Here is a 16,996-nt window from a genome sequence, read left to right on the forward strand (position 1 = left end):
CGTTCCGTCGTGCGACCACGCGGGCCATCGTCGCCAGCAGGTGCTGGGGGACCCGTCCTCCGTTGGCAGGTCTGCCCAGGCACAGCCCGTGGGGAGCGGGGAGCACAGACACCATACTATTCAGTGTCCGGCGGTCGTCAGTGCGCGGACGACCCCGCGTGCGCTGTTGTTTCGGGATGCGCGGTTCGCTCACCGCCCATTGGTCATCAGTGAGGTCATGGCTGCTCATACCGCTATGCTCGCACCAGCAGACATTTTTGAAATAGGTTCTATTCTTCTTTGAAGATAAGGGTGATCAAACTTAACCTGTCGGCCAATACGTACTTGCACCTGATGCTATTGATTGTGCATCTGCCCCCATCCTTAGCCCGCTTAATCCACTATCCGGGAGCAAAGAATGAACAAACGAACCATCATTATCTCCATTATCGCTGGTCTACTGGCAATAGGCGGCGGCATCGTCTTTTACATTCAGCGAGCTCTGACCTTTGCTCCGTTGCCCACCTATAACACCAGCATTATGTCAGGCAAACCGGAAGGTGCGAGTTGTATCAATAAGTCTCGTTCTTCGGGGATTGCGATTGAGTTGATTGACTTGGGAGCGGACAGAGTCTATCGGGCGGGCGGGAGTAATCCTATGACGCTCGAAGAATGGAATAATAGAACTCATTTCAAAATTCGGTTAACGCACCACAGAATGATAGCGACGAGGCAAAACGCACGAGAGCTATGCAGATGACGATCAGAGCGCACCACCAACCGACGGTAAGTGTCCATCCACACGAAGCAACGCTCGACTTTTCAGCGTTGCCGGTAGCTTGCGCCAACGCGAAGCGGACGTCCGCGCTTAGGGTTTCTTGCGGTTGCACCGCTCAATAGGTGGCATGGTGGGTGTGATCCCCCGTCGGCGCAAGGTACAGCGAGACTCGGCGCTGTCATAGGCTTTGTCTGCCACCAGTTCTTCTGGTCGCGTTTTGGGCCGACCGCGGTTGCGCGGCACACGAATAGTCCGCAACGTCGGTTCGGCCAGGGCGAGTTCGTGTGGTTGCGTATTGTCCACGTGCAGACCGATGGGAACGCCGATGCCATCGACCACGACCATCGCCTTCGAGCCGTTACCGACCTTTGTTTTGCCTACACCACTGCCCCCTTTTTCGCCGGAACGACGCTGCCGTCCAGCAACGCGTGCGCCCATTCCAGCTTGCCGTCGGCATCGAGACGGCTTCAAAGGGAGCTCCAGATGCGCTCCCACGTCCCGTCCTGCGACCACGCGAGCCATCGTCGCCAGTAGGTGCCAGGTAACCCGTATTCCTTCGGCAGGTCTGCCCAGGCACAGCCCGTGTGGAGCACGTACAGCATGCCGTTCAGTATCCGTCGGTTGTCGTTACACGGACGACCCTGCGCACTTTTTTCTTGGAGATGAGCGGTTCGATATCGCCTATTGGTTGTCAGTGAGGTCATGTCTGCTCATACCGCTATTCTAGCATAAGCCAGTATTTTTGAAATAGGTTCTAGTGTTTGACAATTTGCATCCAATGGCTGTCTTCTGCAAGGGACAAAAGTGTCTCACGCAAAAGTCGGCGCGTCGGCACAAGAGATTCATTCAACCTTATCATACTCAAATTCAGCACAAAAGTTCTTGACAGCTCAATATACCTCTGTTATAATTCCGAACAAGTGAGCGATTGAACTTTTGTTCTAAGTGCGTACTTCATAGGAGACCCGCCATGGCAGTGACCAGTCGTGAAATCCGCTCACCACGTCGAATGTCTTCGATTGCCGTGCCCAGGCCGGCACTCGGCAATTCTGCATACATCGTCACCGGTCTGCTGGCAGTTCTTGCCCTATACGTGCTGGTGAGCGCTCTTGTTGGGTGGGGGCAGACGCTACTTGATGACTGGAGATACGGGCGACCCCGTACATTCCATCTCACAGCAGAAGTCGGGCGGGCCGAGGAGACAGTCGGTCCTACCCGTCTGATCGCAATGAATCTTGACCGTCAGGTGCTTATTCTTGAGATTCCCGGTGGTGATGTGAGCAAGACCCGGACAATTGTAGGTCCATATCTGGTTGGCGCAAATGAGGATCTGACACCCATCACGATGCGTCTGGCTGATATGAATGGTGACGGTCTGTCGGATTTGATTGTTGGTATTAAGAATGAGGAGATCGTCTACCTCAACCGTGGAGACAGTTTTGGTCTGGTGACCGCTGAGGAGCGCCAGCAGATTTTGCGCCAGATGCCCGGCCGGTAAAATTTGGCTGGTATAGGTGTATCGTAATATTACTGATACTCATACATGCTCAATGCCAAGTCGAGAATCGAATCTGTCTCTTGGAGTAACATCATGAGATCGGCGGTCGAAAGTATTGCCTTCACGTGCAGGACAATATCAGACCTGGTGTGATAGCGTTAATGACACGTGATCCGACGATCACGCTGAATCCAAACCTGAGCATGGATGCGCCAAACCAGCATTCTCGCTCTACATCCGGTGAGATCGCGTCTCGGAGTAGATACCGTTATCAGACCGGGTTGATAGTCTCGTGGTATGGTGTGGAGTGGGGCAGTGTGACTGCCACACCAGCTGTGCTCACGATCAGGTAGGGGCGTAGCGGTTGCTGTCACCATGGTTTCACAGGAACAACATGCTTGCGCAGTACGTCCGTCAGGCGTAACCATTCGTGATACGTGACCTGCGTGTAGGGGGTGGTGCGCCGGTCGTGCGGCGCGGGTGCGTGGCGGCTTGACCATTGGTGACAAGCACCTGCCCGTGCGGGGTGATACACCGGTGGTCACGCGGCGCGGGTGCGTGGTGGCTTGACCATCACTGATACGTGACCTGCGTGTAGGGGGTAGTGCGGATCGTAGAGCAAGTGTCCAATCTAACCACCGGCCTCCTTCCAACCCTGCCATGTGGTACTGGCACAGCTGATGGAAGCATGAAGGAGGGATATCCACCCCTCGGAGCAAAGTGACCGCCATCACTGTGCTGATGAACAGCGCGGGAGAAGGGTCGAAGGTGAGGGCGTTTAGAGCATTGTCAGGCTCTATCTCATAAATATGCTCGAATATGCTGCCCTTCCCTTTTCCCGTAATGCGGAAGAAGGGAAGGGAGTGAGGATGTTCAGGACATCGCCAGGTTCTATCTCCTATGTTCGCTTGCGTGTCTTGTCTACCCTTGAACTTATGCCATCGGTGTGATAGGGTCTGTACTCAGCAGTTGCATCTGTTTGCGCAGGGCTAACACGGCCCGGTAGAGGGTAGCCTTCGTCGCCTCTTGACTGCGTCCCAGTTGATGAGCGATGTCAGGAAGGGTGAGCTGATACTGGTAACGCAGGATGATCACCTGTCGGTACTGTTCAGGCAGCCGGCTCAATGCTACATGCAGGGTCTGCCGCTCACTCTCAGCGACGAAGAGGCTATCAAAATCAGGCATGGTGTCAGCCATTGTGGCAAGGGGAAGTGAGAAGGTACGCTGGCGTTGACGCAAGATGTCCACAACTAGATCGCGGGCCACCCGGAAGAGCTAGGCACCCACCGGTACCCCGCGGTCTTCAAAGGTGGGAGCCCGTTCGAGTAGACGGGCAAAGACCTCGTGGTGCAGGTCGAACGCCAGATCGGTATCGCCCACGCGCCGCAAGAGGGATGCGTAGAGCCGAGGGGCATAGGTGGTGTAGAGACACCCGATTACGTGGGGGTCACGGGCACGAATGCCGGCGACGAGGTCGTGGTGAGTAGGGGGTGTCATGGCAACCTCCGTAAATAGTGTGCAACGACGAATGCCGATACGACAAAGTATAGGAGAACGAAGGGAGTGATTTGGTAACAAAATTAGTATCACTTTTGGGTTCGGTACGGCAGGGAAAGACCTGGCCGATTCCATCGGCTGGAACATCTGCCTCACAATCTTGAAGCCCTGGTGGTTACAGGGGCAGACAACGTAGACGCGCGTTTACGGGCGGTAGGTCCCGGAGATGCTTCGGAAACCCTCATTTTTAGTCCTCTCCTGTGCAGCGCTTTTCATTACCCACATGTCACACAGCAGTCGATATGACCCTCATAGCATATCGTGATGGATACGGTGCATCGTTAGTCACGCTCACCATCCTCGTGGTCATGCGATCCGCAGCGTCCTGCTGCGTTATCAGCACGACATCAATACCGTTCCTGTGACGCAGGCACCCAGCCCCCGTGCAGTCTTCCCCGCCACCGCCGTCAGGTGATGGCTGTGGCCAATGGTACGCAAACCGGAATCCTCCCCCACAGTCTGGCCTGACGTCCCCCTCCATCACCCGCTGTAACCATTCCGCGTCCCGTTCACGATACGCACGGCTCACCATACGACTGATCCCTGGTATGTTGCTCACGATGGCGCAACGGGGGATCATATACCCAATGATAAGCATATGGTTGACACCATACGTATCTTGTGGCTAATGCATAGCCTGTGCAGCGGGAGAGGAATCCCGGCATACTGTGCTGGAACGTCCCGATGCGGCAGAAGTCGCGTTGGCTCATGTATTTTCCACCTCTAATGGAACCTGGCGGAGCGCAGTGGATTGGCACGTATCAATGGGTTGTTGAAAACTTGTCTCATTGTGTGAAAACCCCTACGGAGGTGACTCGGCGACAGTAAGGGGTTCCGTGCGCAACCGGTAGGTTGGTGGTCAGTGAGATCAAACTCTGCTTCAATGCGGGAAGTCCGTACAAGGCAAGCCTGGGTACAGCGAGGGATTCTTCTCGAACTCTTACCCGGTTCTGTTTAGAGACGTACAGCATATGTGAGTGCATGCAAGCGGTGGGGACTGGAGATGCCTTGAATAACAACATCTCTGACCTTCTCACACACACCCTGGAGCAGTAAAACCAGCATTAGATGCCAGAGTATCACGATATAGCCGAAATGGATTAAGGCGCACGCCTACTGTTTCTCTCGCAGCACACGACGATGGAAATTGCCCAATCTGAGTTCAGTACCTAATGCAACGCGACCAGCGTACCTGCGGCTATGATCAGAATCACTGGGAACTGAACAGGATTTATCAGCCTTGGACCCGGTTGCAACGTTGTACAGCGTTAGGAGTCCATACTACCCATATTGGCTGTAGATGGTTTGGCAACAGGTACGTGCCAGTCTGTTCAGTCCTGATCCTGTCGATGACGGCACATACTCTGTGATTGCACCACCACGGCGCGAGTACAGACCGATCCGCGCTGATACTGCGAGTTGCTTCACGACGAGACGATGATTACAGACCGGCTGACACTGGCCTCCGTCTATTCTGCGTGGGGCGGAGACCAGGTGCGTGCATTGCTGAGCCAGTATGTCTCTCCGCCGACGTTCAGAAACGACTAGAACATATAACCTAAAGCAATGTCTACCACATCAGGAAGCTCCAGCGCAACTCGCTACACGTTCCTCTCTCGCAATGTGGTAGAGGTTTTAGGGGCGAGGACTTTGAGTGTATCCTCAGGTTCTACCTCACAGGTACATTCGCGTGTACCGTCCGCCCCTAAACCCACTGATGCAGAAGGTTGCCAGACCGGATCTTGCATCGCTCTGGTCTATTTTCGGCGCACTTCCCGCAGCACCCCACGGTATGGCAATTCCCTCAAGATGTCCTGGCTGCCAATCCTTGCGTGACTACATTTTCTGTAGATACTCGAGGCTATGGAGACGTATATGGGATCAGTACCCACCACTTCTTCTTTTCGCAGCACGACAATCTTGCACAAGATCACTGCTACTATCTGAGAAACCGCATCCATGCCGCATAACAGCAATCCTGTAAACGTATCAGCCATAGACAGACATGTGGCTGCTTGAGCAAATACCCATCAGGATAACGAGCGCTTGCTGTACTGATATGAGGCGACCATCATTCCGCGCACCGACATTGTGTTACATTGTGTTACTTACTTATGAGCGTATCTCCTGATTGACCTCATTTCATCGTCGTTGATCCTCCGACAAAAAAGCTACAGGCAAGCGTAATGCATAACCAAATCCACGAATCGAACAAATAACTGGTTTGTCTTGATCAACCTCCAGCTTTTGCCGAAGATAGTGGATACGCGCTTTTATCAGCTCGCGGGCTTCTGAGCGCGAGAATGCATGCGGATAAAGAACCGCAGCCAGTGCTTCAAATGAAGCTCTCTGTTGGGGTGACTCTGCAAGGCAACGTAAGAGGCCAATTTCACCTTTACTCAATTTAATCACTGTATCAGCAATAAAGACGCTACCTTGATAGGGATCGACTAGTAATGGCACTGGTAACGCGTAGTGCCCCTGCTCCGGTGGTTCGGCGATTTGTTTACTCTTTTGCGTTGAGTGTTGAGCTACTATCTGTTGTATGTGGTCGATAATCGCCTGGACAGCATCTGTTCCAACACGCTTTGACAGGTTTGATTGATAGAATGAGGACGGTGAACTCCCATTATACCATATTGCAATGACATCCGGGCATTTTTGTACATAACTTGCTGCTATTCGCCAGTGTACTGACGACAACAGGTCTAAATTGAATATCAAAAGATCAAATTCGCGTGTTGCCAGACAATGGAGAGCAATTGAAGGATCGCTCACCGCCAAAATAGCCCAATAAGACTGGCTAAGGCCACAAATCAGGGCATCACGGCGGTGAGAATCACTCTCAACCAGGAGAGCGGTTCCGTGTAACATGATGACAACCTCGTGATGAACTAATTATGTATAGGGCTAATCATACAATAATTTGACGAAACTTGCAACCAACCATAACTCCTACTAACATTTAGTACTACCTATCGCTATGTAATCCATGTTTTTGATATTATATACTCGCGTCTCACGATCATTAAATATATAAATCTCATGTGGATATTGATCGCTATGAAATGAGAGTCAAACATTTTTGGCATGGGTTATAGCCGTTATTGATATACACCCAGTACTGTGTACGCAGTTGGTATGTACAGTACCGCTTGCCCATAACCGGCAAGTACCGTATTCAGCAACGACATCCAGACAGCCTGGACTCTGAAAGAACTTTCCTGCGTAAAATGGTGCCAATGACAGACATATCGCAACTGGTGTCAGCACGTCCGTGCTCTCTTGGTACGGGCATTGCTTGTCGCGGCTGGCGCAATATACCGCTGAGGTGCTATCGACGGTGAGAAATACTTTATTAACCCACGTTGCCACCTATGCTATGACCAGGCCATGGATGCCGACTGCCAGGATGAGCAGCACGACGTTGCGCTCAACACCTTGCGGAGTAATCGAATAGACGATGTGGGTAGGAAGCGTTCAATCAAGCTGCCGATACTCTCGACGGACAGGTAGGACGACGGCAAGGAGCGTCGCTACGGTAGCAAGGGACGCCTGGTATTGTTCTAACAGACTGTGAGCACGCAGATGCCGGCCTCAGCACGTACATTATCGATTTAGTAATCGAAGGAAACGTCCTCAAGGCTGACGGGATCGCTGTAGCTGCCTGAGGTACATACCAACTCGACCGGATAACCGTCGTGGGTGACCCGCAGGTGAATTGTGATCCTGGAGAAGGAGCACGACTTGCTGGCTGGATAGCATTGTGTCCTCCGTGTCTCTGTGGTGAAAGGTGCACCACAGAGACACCGAGAGCATAGCAGGTGGGAGAGAACCCATCAGGAAGCAACCTGAGGTTCTGGTATCGCACCGTCATGCATCGCTTCACCGGTGACCATGCTCTCGACCTGGCGTGATCCGGCTGGCTCCAACGGCGCGATCACGAGCCGAAAGCCGACCCCACGGACCAGGTGCAGATACCGTGGGGTGGCAGGATCAGCTTCGAGCTTGCGCCGCAAGCGCTGCATCCGGCTGCCAATCAGCCGGCGCAGCTCGTCCGTGTCGTAGACATGCAGGCGTGGATACAACAACTGGGCCAGCTCGAGAAACGTGCAGATACGGCCATGCGCCTGGTACAGGTAGTCAAGGATGGTTAGTTCACTCTCGCTGAGCGAAATCACCTGATCATCAAGCTGCACGCGCTTCTGGATGGGGTCGAGGCGAAAGCGCGGTGGGTGCTGATAAGGTGCTGGCACCAGGTCAAGGCGGTAGGCAAGCTCGCGCACGGTGGCGAGGATCGTGGTATCTGGGGTAATGGCCATCGGTGTGGTGGGCAGCCAGAGCACCTGTGCCACTGATGGTGGTGGGTGCAGTGGTGCTGGCGCGTCATCGACCAGCATAATGACGGTTTGGTCTGCCGATACCGTGGCGAGGAAGCGCGATAGCGTTGCAGAAATATATCCCAGATCGGAGAGATGCAGAATGCACAATGGCACAACGCAATGCTGGGCAAAGTGGGTGGCCCTATCGAGATCGGACACGCTGAGCACGGCCCAGTACCATTGATGCAAGGTATGTATCAGGTTGATCCGGCGGGTGTGATCCGGTTCCAGGAGAAGGGCAACCCCGCGCTGCATGGATAGACCCTTATACGTTCACTGTCACAGCATCCATTTGTTGGGCAGATTATAAAAGAGACGGTAGTTTTTTGCAAATAAAGATATTGATATATAGATATGTATACTTACTATGAATTCAAGCAAGAGAACTTGCTGAATTTCCGCACAGAACGTATATCCAGGTATCGCCGTCAGGTAGAGATATATGTGTCAGTCTGATCGCATTGCCGACGGTTTCCGCCCACTGTAGCCTGCGCTCCGTCTTTCTGGCTGCGCAATGTGCTCTTCAGACGGAGCGCGAGTCTGATCAAGATGATGCCTTCAATCAACCCGTTATCTGCACTCCTGGCACCTCACAGATCAGATCTGGCCCATACAACCCTGCCGGTGTATGAAAACCTGCCTCGTAAGTACCTGCCAGAACACGGCGTACAATGAGCAATGCTGTGGCCGCCGTAAGTGAATATCCTTCAGGCCCGATCAGCCGACCAGTAACTCGCTGTCCGGCTCTGTCGGTGACTTCACCGACGATGATGCTCTTTCCTTTTGCCCGTGTTGTCGCATCCGGGCCATCAAGCACGTGGCGTAGCCAGCTCTGGAGACTGGCGCGGATTGGCTTGAGGTGTATCAGGGGAAGCATGGCGCGTACCACGCCGAGCCACGGCAGGTTTCGGCGCGAAATAGCGACGAAAACCTTGATGTTGGGAATGCCGGTCGTGTGGTAGGCCGTAGCAACATCGCCCCACGGAATACTCACACACGGCTGTGTTCCGCGCCCGAAATCAAAGATTCGTACCTCATGGAGTGGTGGTGTGCTGACAAGCTGTCCGTCCCGCCGCTCCCATCCGCGATGGGCCATGGTCAGCATTGTGATGGCTGTGCCGCGTGAGATGCTGCCCAGAGCCTGAAATGCCAGTACCAGATTGTTTGCACCCGGCAGACGACGCGCCAGATGCGCCGCCAGGCAATCTGAGGGTACGACATCAAAGCCGACCCCTGGCATCAGCATGACCCCGGCCTGGCGGGCAGTGTGATCCTGGTGTGCCAGTGCTTCAAAAACACTTATCTCACCCGTGATGTCAAGGTAGTGGACACCACTGCTCAGACATGCCTGCACCATTGGCGCACTGGTCTCCTGGAATGGGCCGGCGCAATGAAGAACGAGCTGCATGCCTTCAAGTGCACGACGCAGATCTGCTTCATCATCTAATCGGCAGATGGTAAAGGGTAGATGCAGTTCATTTGCCAGCGCTGTTATCTGGGGTGCATTGCGCCCGGCGAGTCGAGGTCGTAGACCGGCCTGCACTGCTGCGCGTGCGATCAGTCGTCCGGTATAGCCGTTGGCGCCGTAGATCATCCATTCAGCCATAAGTTGTTGCTCCGTATTGACGTTGCGGTACCATTCTATTATCTCCCATCCCGGCGGGTGCAATGTTGCCGGCACGTGTTGTGCGTCAGTCTGCTACAATTGCTGCGCAGCAACGCTTTTGATCAGGGAAGAGGTACACTTATGACTGATACCGGGCTATGTCTCCAGCCGGCTACCACTATTGCGCATCTGATTCGACAACGCGCCGTTTCGGCGACTGAAGTGCTGGCTGCCCATCTCGAACGTATTGCCACCCTGAACCCACTGGTCAACGCTATCGTGACCCTCGATATCGATGGTGCCCAGGCTCGTGCGCGAGCGTTTGATGAAGCCCTTGACCGGGGTGAAGACCCAGGGCCGTTAGCCGGCTTGCCGGTTGCTCACAAGGACCTGGCCGAGACCAAGGGGATGCGAACGACGTATGGTTCGCCGATTTTTGCCGATTTCGTTCCTGATTTTGATGCGCTGATCGTTGCCCGACTCAAAGCAGCCGGCGCGGTCACGGTTGGGAAGACGAATACCCCGGAATTTGGTGCCGGTTCGCAAACCTTCAATCCTATCTTCGGCCCTACCCGTAATCCCTACGATCTGAGTAAAACGTGTGGAGGGAGTAGTGGTGGGGCTGCCGTTGCATTGGCTTGTGGGATGATTGCGATTGCCGACGGTAGCGATCTGGGAGGATCGTTACGCAATCCGGCTGGCTACTGCAATGTTGTGGGCTTTCGTCCTTCGCCGGGGCGAGTGCCGGTCTGGCCCGACCCGACGCCTTTTCTGCCGTTTGCTATCGATGGCCCGATGGCGCGCACGGTTGCCGATATTGCCCTGATCTTGCAAGCTATCGCTGGCCCCGATTTGCGAGCGCCGCTCTCGATCAGCGAACCGCCCTCGCTCTTTGCGCAACCGCTAGAGCGTGATGTACGCGGTGTGCGTGTTGCCTGGAGTCCTGATTTGGGTGGATTACCGGTTGATCCGCGGGTGGCTGAGGTTATCGCTGCCCAACGCGATGTCTTCACCCAGATCGGCTGTATTGTTGAAGAGGCAACACCCGATCTCAGTGATGCTGACGAGATCTTTCAAGTCATGCGCGCCTTCCGCTACGAACTGACTCTTGGCGAGTTACTGGATCGCGAACGTCACCGCATTAAAGATACTGTGGTCTGGAATATTGAAGCCGGACGCGCCTTGAGCGGGCCGCAAGTTGGGCGAGCGATGCGCCTCCACGCTGCTCTCCTTGCCCGTGTCTACGAATTCATGCAAACCTATGAATTCATCATTGCCCCGGTGAGCCAGGTGCCACCGTTTCCGGTTGAACAACCGTATATTACCGAGATTAACGGCATACCAATGCAGAACTATATTGAATGGATGCGTTCGTGTTACTACATCTCGGTCTGCAACCTGCCGGCCATTTCGGTACCGGCCGGCTTTACCCGCGATGGACTACCGGTCGGCATCCAAATCATCGGCCGTCCACGTGCCGATCTAAGCGTGCTCCAACTGGCGTATGCCTTTGAACAGGCGACACAACACTGGCAACGCCATCCCCAACTGGCAACGGGGTGAAATTGAGAGTGCTATAATGCAAGTGTGCAAACGACATCAGCGCCAGTGAGAATACCACCTGTCTTGGGGCGGCCACAGATCATCTTCTTTTGTGAATTGGAAGGGCCGCCCCTCCTTGAGTTACTCGCTACGCCAGGACTACTCTCTTTCCTGGCAGCGGGCGAGTATGGTGTTGCCGTTGCGCTCCACAATCTGTCACACGAGACAGCGCAGGCGATTACGATGCTCAATCAGCATCGGATTCCGGTTATTGCGTGGCTGCTCTTGCCGGCTGAAGAAGGTTTCTGGTTCAACCTGCAAAATTATCCACAGGCCATCGAGCGTTACCGGTCGGTACGGCAGTGGACACAGGCACACCAGTTGCAGTTCCAGGCCATTGGTCTTGACATTGAACCGCCGTTGGGCGAAGTGATTGCCAGTCGCCGCCGTGGTATTCGTGATATTGCCCGCCGTATCTGGCTGGCACACGAGAATGTGCTCTACGAGAGTGCGCGTGCTGCCTATGTCGATCTGATCGCTGAGATTCATCATGATGGCTACGAGGTTCATACCTACCAGTTGCCACTCATCGTAGATGATCGCCGCGCGGCAACAACGACAATTCAGCGTGCACTCGATATCGTCGATCTTCCAGCCGATGTTGAGGTGCTGCTTTGCTTTAGCAGCGTTCCCATCAACCAGTTGGGCAACGATCTTGGTGGTGCTCTGATCGATAGCTATGGCCCTTCTGCCGATGCAATTGGGGTTGGATGTATTGTGGGTAGCGCCGTGCGGGCCAGTAGTGCCGAAGATCTGCCACCGTTGACGTGGGATGCCCTGGAACGAGATTTACAACTGGCAGCACACTACACCGACACGGTCTACCTCTTTTCGCTGGAAGGATGTGTTGAACGAGGGTTATTGCCGCGTCTGCAACAGATTGACTGGACAGCAACGCCACGACCTGATGTTAGCCGGCGTCTACTCATCAAGAGCCTGCGCGTGCTCCTCCTGGTAGTGATGCTCGCAATGCGCTTTAGCCGTCCGCTTCTCGCCTGGTCGGGCTGGATTGTGGCTGCGTTCTTGCTCATTCGCTTACGTCAACAGAAACGCTATGACAACCGATCTTCCTCTTGATGTTGAAACGGCATTGCGTGCCGAAATGGTTCTTTGTGGTCGCTTGCTCTACGAACGTGGGCTGGTGGTTGCCGGTGACGGTAATCTCTCGGCACGCCTGTCAGATGATACTATCCTGATCACCCCTGCCGGTCTTGCCAAGGGGATGTTGACGGTTGATGATCTTCTCGTCATCGACCTCGATGGTCGATTGGTGCGTGGTGCACCGGGCCGCCAACCATCATCAGAGCGCTATCTCCATCTCTTTGTCTATCGTCATCGTCCCGACATCATGGCGTGTATTCACGCACATCCGCCTACAGCGGTCGGGGCAACCCTGGCAGGTGTCAGTCTGGCCGAGCCGTTATTGCCGGAAGCGCTGATTGCCCTTGGCCCGATACCGACCGCCCCATACGCACTGACCGGTACGACCGAGATGGGGGCTGCTATTGAGCCATTTGTTGCCGATCATGAAGCGATCTTGCTTGCCTATCACGGTGCAGTGACATACGGCACAACATTACTACAAGCCTTTCACCGTATGGAGCAGATTGAACACTGCGCACGCACGTTGCTGGCAGCTCATCTGTTTGGGGGAGCACGTCCTTTGCCGCCAGAACGACTCGCCGAATTGCAGGAAGTGCGACGTGCCTTTCGCGCTGCTGGTCGGATTTAAGTGACGAGGAGGATGGTATGAAGCTCTCGCCAGCAAAAGTTGAGCAATTAGCTGCAATGCTGGTTGATGTTCTGGCCGAGACTGATGGCGTTTTGTTTCAGGCCAGTGATCCCGAATTGCGGGCAGCGATCCGCGAGATTATGACCGATGAGCTGGAGGTCGAAGATCGCCTGAATGCTGAGGTTCATCAGTTACTGCAAGCGTATAAATACGAGATTACGCAGGGCCGCCTTGATTACGATACCCTCTTTCGGCGTATACGACAGCGGCTGATCGCTGAACGCAAAATTGTGCTCTGATGCTGTGATTCGGCTGTCGTCTGTTTGTTGGGGAAGCCATACATTGCTCTCGTTTGGGCTGACCTAACAGAAAGTTTCGGTATATGTTGCACATAGAGTCAGATCAGCGTGAACAAACAACTGCGGCAACCGATCTGATGCTGGCTATCGCAGCGCTGGCAGCAATCTGGCGGTTACGCGCAGGGACTGGCTGGCGTGCTCGTGTCTGGCAGGCAGCCTTTGCGTTGCTGGCGGTCAGTAGTCTGCTGGGCGCAATCATTCACGGTTTGCGCCTCTCGGCACATACCCGTGAACGGCTCTGGCAACCGCTGAACGTTCTGCTTGGCCTGACAGTGGCCCTCTTCACCACCGGCGCCGTAAGTGATCGCTGGGGAGAAATGGTCGGACGCCGAACCTTGCCCGTTCTTGCCGGTGCGGCTCCTGCCTTTGCCTGGTTCAGTCGGCGCCTCCGGCGGGGATTTCTTGCTTTCATCCTGTATGAATTGGTGGCAATGCTCGTAGCATTGAGCATCTACATCGATCTTGCCTATCGTCGGCAGTTCCCAGGTGCCGGATTGATCACATCCGGTATCCTGATCACCATCCTCGCTGCTGCCATTCAAACCAGTTCACTTGAAGTACGGGTAGGGAAGATCATCGTTGATCACAACGGTCTATTCCATCTCGTGCAACTGGTTGCGTTACCATTGCTTGTTGAAGGAGTACGTGCCCGGTTAAAACCGGATCGTGATGTATGAGTTATTGGATGCGAGCATTTTGTTTCCTGATAGCTGCGCTTGTCGTTGTCGCGTGTAGCAGTGGAGCAGCTCCGGTACGGGAAACCCAAATTGTCGATGGCCTGGTGATTACCCTGGAAACACCTGATCGTCCACGCATCAACACTGCGGTCGATTTTGTTGTGTTGCTGCATGATCAGCAAGGGAATGCGATCAACGACGCTTACGTCTATCTCGACCTCGATATGCCGGCGATGCCGATGGGGGTCACGCGACCGGTAGCCTCCCCGGATGGGCCGGGTCGCTACTGGGCACGTACTGCATATACAATGGAAGGGTTATGGGAAATTACCGTCGTGGTTGAATGGGCGGCGAACTCCTATCGGGCCACCTTTCAGCGCGACGTTCTGCAATAAGATGGAGTTCATCATGACGCGCCAGCATCTTTCTGTGTTCTTGACTGCTACGTTGTTAATGCTCGTTGTTGCAGGGTGTGGTCAGCCTGCGGCAACCCCGACTCCTGCAGCATTGCCAATTGCACCGGTGATCGCAGCGTCTGAGCTAGTCGTTGGTGTTAATCGCCTTCCGTTTGGTTTACTGCAGGGTGGTGTCCCGCTGAACAATCCTGACCTGACCCTCGGCGTAACTCTGTATTATGTTGGCCCCGGTGGTGATCGCACAAAGCCGGTAGCGACAACCCAGGCAGTTTATCGTGGTCAGGGACTACCGGTCGGTCTCTACGTTGCCTACGCCACCTTCGACCGGGCGGGTGGTTGGGAAGCCGAAATCACCATTCCGCAAACCGATGGGCCGCAGTCTTCGCGTATTCGTCTTGACGTCAGTGAACGTGCGTTCGCCCCGATGGTAGGCGACCGAGCGATCCCCGTGCAGAATCTGACGGCTGCTGATGTGCCTGCGCTTGATCAGCTTACTTCTGATCCGCGCCCTGACCCCGACTTCTACCAGATGACGATTGCTGAGGCGATGAAGGCTGGCAAGCCGTTCGTCGTCTCTTTTGCAACACCGGGTTACTGCCAGACAGCGGTATGTGCACCAAATATGGCAGTCCTGAAGCAACTCAAGAGCGAATTCGGTGATCGGGTCAATTTCATTCACGTTGAAGTCTATCCATACCCATTTGGCGAGTCATTTCAGCAAGCCAGAATGGTCGATGCAATGAAAGAATGGAACCTGCGCACCGAGCCATGGACATTCCTGGTTGATCGCGATGGTATTATCCAGGCCCGGTATGAGGGCGGCATCACGTTTGTCGAACTACGACCGGCGATTGCCCAACTTGCAGAGGGGCAACCGGTCAACCCTGCACCGTAAATAGCGAGCCGAATCCCGCGTCAGGCCTGATCGAGCGTTCGCGTGCTGCTTCCAGAGGAGTCAAAACGGGCGATACACACGTGTCCAATGAATCAAAGATAGCCTGCCATTCATGCAGCGGACGTTGGCGAAAAGTGTCAGACAAAGCACTGATTACCATAGGTTGTGCTGATCGGTCATATTGGAGTGGGATTAAATCTGGTCGTTCGATAACCGTACAGACACGTTGCCAGAAATGCGCTTCCAGGGCTGCTACGGCCAGATACCGGTTGTCGGCAGTCTGGTAGAGGCGATAACAGGCAAATTGACCGTTGAGCGTATCGTCAGTCAAGAGACCGGCCAGGGCCAGGGCAAGGGCAGGCATATTCAGCCACTGCGCAGCACTCAGCAGTGATGTTTCGATCCGCCCGCCGCGATTGGACGTGTGGCGAGCTAACAATCCTGCGAGCACCCCGGCTGCGGCGGCCAGGCCACTCACCATATCAGCCGCATGCACTCCTGACGTGCGCGGATCATCTGCACTTGCAGCGAGAACACCGCCAAGCGCCTGGGCATTCAGGTCATGCAACGCCATCTGGCGATAAGGGTGATCAGGTGGTGAACCACTAATGGCCACAATCAGCAGTCGTGGATTGACTTCCAGTAACGTCTCATCCGCCAGACCAAGTCGACCAAGCGCACCAGGGCGGAGACCATCGATCAACACATCAGCAGTTCGGATCAAATCATACAGCTTCGCCTGGTCAGCGGGTTGACGCAAATTCAGTGTGTAACATTGCTTGGTGCGGTTCAGGATTGCAAACAGCGGATGCTCACCACTATGATCAGAGGGTGGGAAAGCACGCATTGGGTCGCCACCTGGACGCTCAATCTTCACCACCGTTGCGCCGAGACTGGCCAGCAGCGCACCACACAGAGGGCCTGGAATATAGCTGGCAATTTCAACCACTGACACGCCGTCTAGGATATGCGAGAGTTTCAGCATAGAACCTCATCAGTCACGCTTGTCCAGATCATCTTCATCGTATCACAACCGTGAATGGTCAAAAAAGTTGTAAAAAATCCATTCAACCGATCAAACAAAGATGAGCGTTTTATCTCTTTCTAAAGGGATAAAAGTTGATTTTGAAGACCTCTTGACAACCTACGACCGACGTGCTATACTACGCGAGCTGGAACGAACGAGGTCTCACTCGCAGACAGCGAGGTAGACCAAACAAGTGGAGAGCGAAACCGAGCGAAACGCGCTGAAGACAATTCAGAGACGTCGCCAGGAAACTTCAGTAAGGCTGAACTTTCCTGGTTTTGTTTTCTCCGACGTTCCGCGCAAGCACCTTCACAACTGAATGACGAGAATAGCCGAATTAAGCACCACGTCAATTCGGTGAAGGGAAGCAGCGAAATGCTGTAACTCAACACCAGCAATGTAGAGTTTGATCCTGGCTCAGGACGAACGCTGGCGGCGTGCCTAATGCATGCAAGTCGAACGCAGCAGGCTAGTCCTGGCTGCGTGGC

16 protein-coding genes, 1 rRNA gene and 1 pseudogene are annotated in these 16,996 nt (G+C 54.3%); 9 read left to right on the forward strand and 9 right to left on the reverse strand.

Annotated features, from left to right (window positions below):
- The 3 genes and pseudogenes from VAE57_RS05370 to VAE57_RS18775 all read right to left on the reverse strand — a co-directional run.
- Positions 1–229, reverse strand: a pseudogene (locus VAE57_RS05370) (hypothetical protein); the annotation flags it as partial.
- A gap of 618 nt (positions 230–847) precedes the next feature.
- Positions 848–1,195, reverse strand: a complete 348-nt coding sequence (locus tag VAE57_RS05375; RefSeq protein WP_322820868.1) for a transposase — start codon at positions 1,193–1,195, stop codon at positions 848–850.
- A gap of 29 nt (positions 1,196–1,224) precedes the next feature.
- Entirely contained in the window at positions 1,225–1,461 is a 237-nt protein-coding gene (locus tag VAE57_RS18775; protein WP_416208432.1) for a transposase, read from the reverse strand.
- Positions 1,462–1,727: 266 nt separating this feature from the next.
- Between VAE57_RS18775 and VAE57_RS05380 the strand changes: the two genes are divergently transcribed.
- Complete coding sequence (locus VAE57_RS05380) at positions 1,728–2,255, forward strand: hypothetical protein (RefSeq protein WP_322820869.1); 528 nt, start codon at positions 1,728–1,730, stop codon at positions 2,253–2,255.
- A gap of 933 nt (positions 2,256–3,188) precedes the next feature.
- Here the strand turns inward: VAE57_RS05380 and VAE57_RS05385 are convergent.
- From VAE57_RS05385 to VAE57_RS05405, 5 genes are all read right to left on the reverse strand, one after another.
- The gene (locus VAE57_RS05385) at positions 3,189–3,521 is read right to left on the reverse strand and encodes a sigma-70 family RNA polymerase sigma factor (RefSeq protein ID WP_322820870.1); all 333 of its coding nucleotides are present in this window, start codon (positions 3,519–3,521) and stop codon (positions 3,189–3,191) included.
- A gap of 9 nt (positions 3,522–3,530) precedes the next feature.
- Positions 3,531–3,752: an RNA polymerase sigma factor gene (locus VAE57_RS05390; protein WP_322820871.1), complete on the reverse strand. Its 222-nt coding sequence runs from the start codon at positions 3,750–3,752 to the stop codon at positions 3,531–3,533.
- Between the two features lie 2,202 nt (positions 3,753–5,954).
- Positions 5,955–6,686, reverse strand: a complete 732-nt coding sequence (locus VAE57_RS05395) for a winged helix-turn-helix domain-containing protein (protein ID WP_322820872.1) — start codon at positions 6,684–6,686, stop codon at positions 5,955–5,957.
- Between the two features lie 965 nt (positions 6,687–7,651).
- A complete protein-coding gene (locus VAE57_RS05400) occupies positions 7,652–8,449 on the reverse strand; it encodes a winged helix-turn-helix domain-containing protein (RefSeq protein ID WP_322820873.1) in 798 nt (265 codons plus the stop codon).
- Between the two features lie 307 nt (positions 8,450–8,756).
- Complete coding sequence (locus tag VAE57_RS05405; RefSeq protein ID WP_322820874.1) at positions 8,757–9,800, reverse strand: saccharopine dehydrogenase family protein; 1,044 nt, start codon at positions 9,798–9,800, stop codon at positions 8,757–8,759.
- A 141-nt stretch (positions 9,801–9,941) separates the two neighbouring features.
- Here VAE57_RS05405 and VAE57_RS05410 point away from each other — a divergent pair, with 141 nt between their 5' ends.
- From VAE57_RS05410 to VAE57_RS05440, 7 genes are all read left to right on the forward strand, one after another.
- Complete coding sequence (locus tag VAE57_RS05410; RefSeq protein WP_322820875.1) at positions 9,942–11,363, forward strand: amidase; 1,422 nt, start codon at positions 9,942–9,944, stop codon at positions 11,361–11,363.
- 45 nt (positions 11,364–11,408) lie between these two features.
- Complete coding sequence (locus tag VAE57_RS05415; RefSeq protein ID WP_322820876.1) at positions 11,409–12,479, forward strand: hypothetical protein; 1,071 nt, start codon at positions 11,409–11,411, stop codon at positions 12,477–12,479.
- Positions 12,457–13,134: a class II aldolase/adducin family protein gene (locus VAE57_RS05420; RefSeq protein ID WP_322820877.1), complete on the forward strand. Its 678-nt coding sequence runs from the start codon at positions 12,457–12,459 to the stop codon at positions 13,132–13,134. Before VAE57_RS05415 ends, VAE57_RS05420 begins: the two co-directional genes overlap by 23 nt.
- A 17-nt stretch (positions 13,135–13,151) precedes the next feature.
- Positions 13,152–13,433: a DUF507 family protein gene (locus VAE57_RS05425; protein WP_322820878.1), complete on the forward strand. Its 282-nt coding sequence runs from the start codon at positions 13,152–13,154 to the stop codon at positions 13,431–13,433.
- 83 nt (positions 13,434–13,516) lie between these two features.
- The gene (locus VAE57_RS05430; protein WP_322820879.1) at positions 13,517–14,170 is read left to right on the forward strand and encodes a DUF6962 family protein; all 654 of its coding nucleotides are present in this window, start codon (positions 13,517–13,519) and stop codon (positions 14,168–14,170) included.
- 8 nt (positions 14,171–14,178) lie between these two features.
- The gene (locus VAE57_RS05435; protein ID WP_322820880.1) at positions 14,179–14,565 is read left to right on the forward strand and encodes a FixH family protein; all 387 of its coding nucleotides are present in this window, start codon (positions 14,179–14,181) and stop codon (positions 14,563–14,565) included.
- 13 nt (positions 14,566–14,578) lie between these two features.
- Positions 14,579–15,481 (forward strand): thioredoxin family protein, encoded by a 903-nt coding sequence (locus VAE57_RS05440; protein WP_322820881.1) that lies wholly within the window; start codon positions 14,579–14,581, stop codon positions 15,479–15,481.
- Here the strand turns inward: VAE57_RS05440 and VAE57_RS05445 are convergent.
- Positions 15,465–16,466 carry a CaiB/BaiF CoA transferase family protein gene (locus VAE57_RS05445; RefSeq protein ID WP_322820882.1) on the reverse strand — a complete coding sequence of 334 codons (1,002 nt, stop codon included), beginning with the start codon at positions 16,464–16,466 and terminating at the stop codon, positions 15,465–15,467. The genes VAE57_RS05440 and VAE57_RS05445 overlap by 17 nt on opposite strands.
- 436 nt (positions 16,467–16,902) lie before the next feature.
- Between VAE57_RS05445 and VAE57_RS05450 the strand changes: the two genes are divergently transcribed.
- Positions 16,903–16,996, forward strand: a 16S ribosomal RNA gene (locus tag VAE57_RS05450); the annotation flags it as partial.

Source organism: Chloroflexus sp., from assembly GCF_034434295.1.
In the GTDB taxonomy this organism is placed as follows: Bacteria; Chloroflexota; Chloroflexia; order Chloroflexales; family Chloroflexaceae; genus Chloroflexus.

Bases quoted from the DNA above. Each gene is read 5' to 3' on its own strand.
- VAE57_RS05405 (WP_322820874.1), bottom strand. From the start codon at position 9,800: ATGGCTGAATGGATGATCTACGGCGCCAACGGCTATACCGGACGACTG.
- VAE57_RS05400 (WP_322820873.1), bottom strand. From the start codon at position 8,449: ATGCAGCGCGGGGTTGCCCTTCTCCTGGAACCGGATCACACCCGCCGG.
- VAE57_RS18775 (WP_416208432.1), bottom strand. From the start codon at position 1,461: ATGACCTCACTGACAACCAATAGGCGATATCGAACCGCTCATCTCCAA.
- VAE57_RS05375 (WP_322820868.1), bottom strand. From the start codon at position 1,195: ATGGGCGCACGCGTTGCTGGACGGCAGCGTCGTTCCGGCGAAAAAGGG.
- VAE57_RS05445 (WP_322820882.1), bottom strand. From the start codon at position 16,466: ATGCTGAAACTCTCGCATATCCTAGACGGCGTGTCAGTGGTTGAAATT.
- VAE57_RS05440 (WP_322820881.1), top strand. From the start codon at position 14,579: ATGACGCGCCAGCATCTTTCTGTGTTCTTGACTGCTACGTTGTTAATG.
- VAE57_RS05395 (WP_322820872.1), bottom strand. From the start codon at position 6,686: ATGTTACACGGAACCGCTCTCCTGGTTGAGAGTGATTCTCACCGCCGT.
- VAE57_RS05410 (WP_322820875.1), top strand. From the start codon at position 9,942: ATGACTGATACCGGGCTATGTCTCCAGCCGGCTACCACTATTGCGCAT.
- VAE57_RS05420 (WP_322820877.1), top strand. From the start codon at position 12,457: ATGACAACCGATCTTCCTCTTGATGTTGAAACGGCATTGCGTGCCGAA.
- VAE57_RS05430 (WP_322820879.1), top strand. From the start codon at position 13,517: ATGTTGCACATAGAGTCAGATCAGCGTGAACAAACAACTGCGGCAACC.
- VAE57_RS05380 (WP_322820869.1), top strand. From the start codon at position 1,728: ATGGCAGTGACCAGTCGTGAAATCCGCTCACCACGTCGAATGTCTTCG.
- VAE57_RS05390 (WP_322820871.1), bottom strand. From the start codon at position 3,752: ATGACACCCCCTACTCACCACGACCTCGTCGCCGGCATTCGTGCCCGT.
- VAE57_RS05425 (WP_322820878.1), top strand. From the start codon at position 13,152: ATGAAGCTCTCGCCAGCAAAAGTTGAGCAATTAGCTGCAATGCTGGTT.
- VAE57_RS05435 (WP_322820880.1), top strand. From the start codon at position 14,179: ATGCGAGCATTTTGTTTCCTGATAGCTGCGCTTGTCGTTGTCGCGTGT.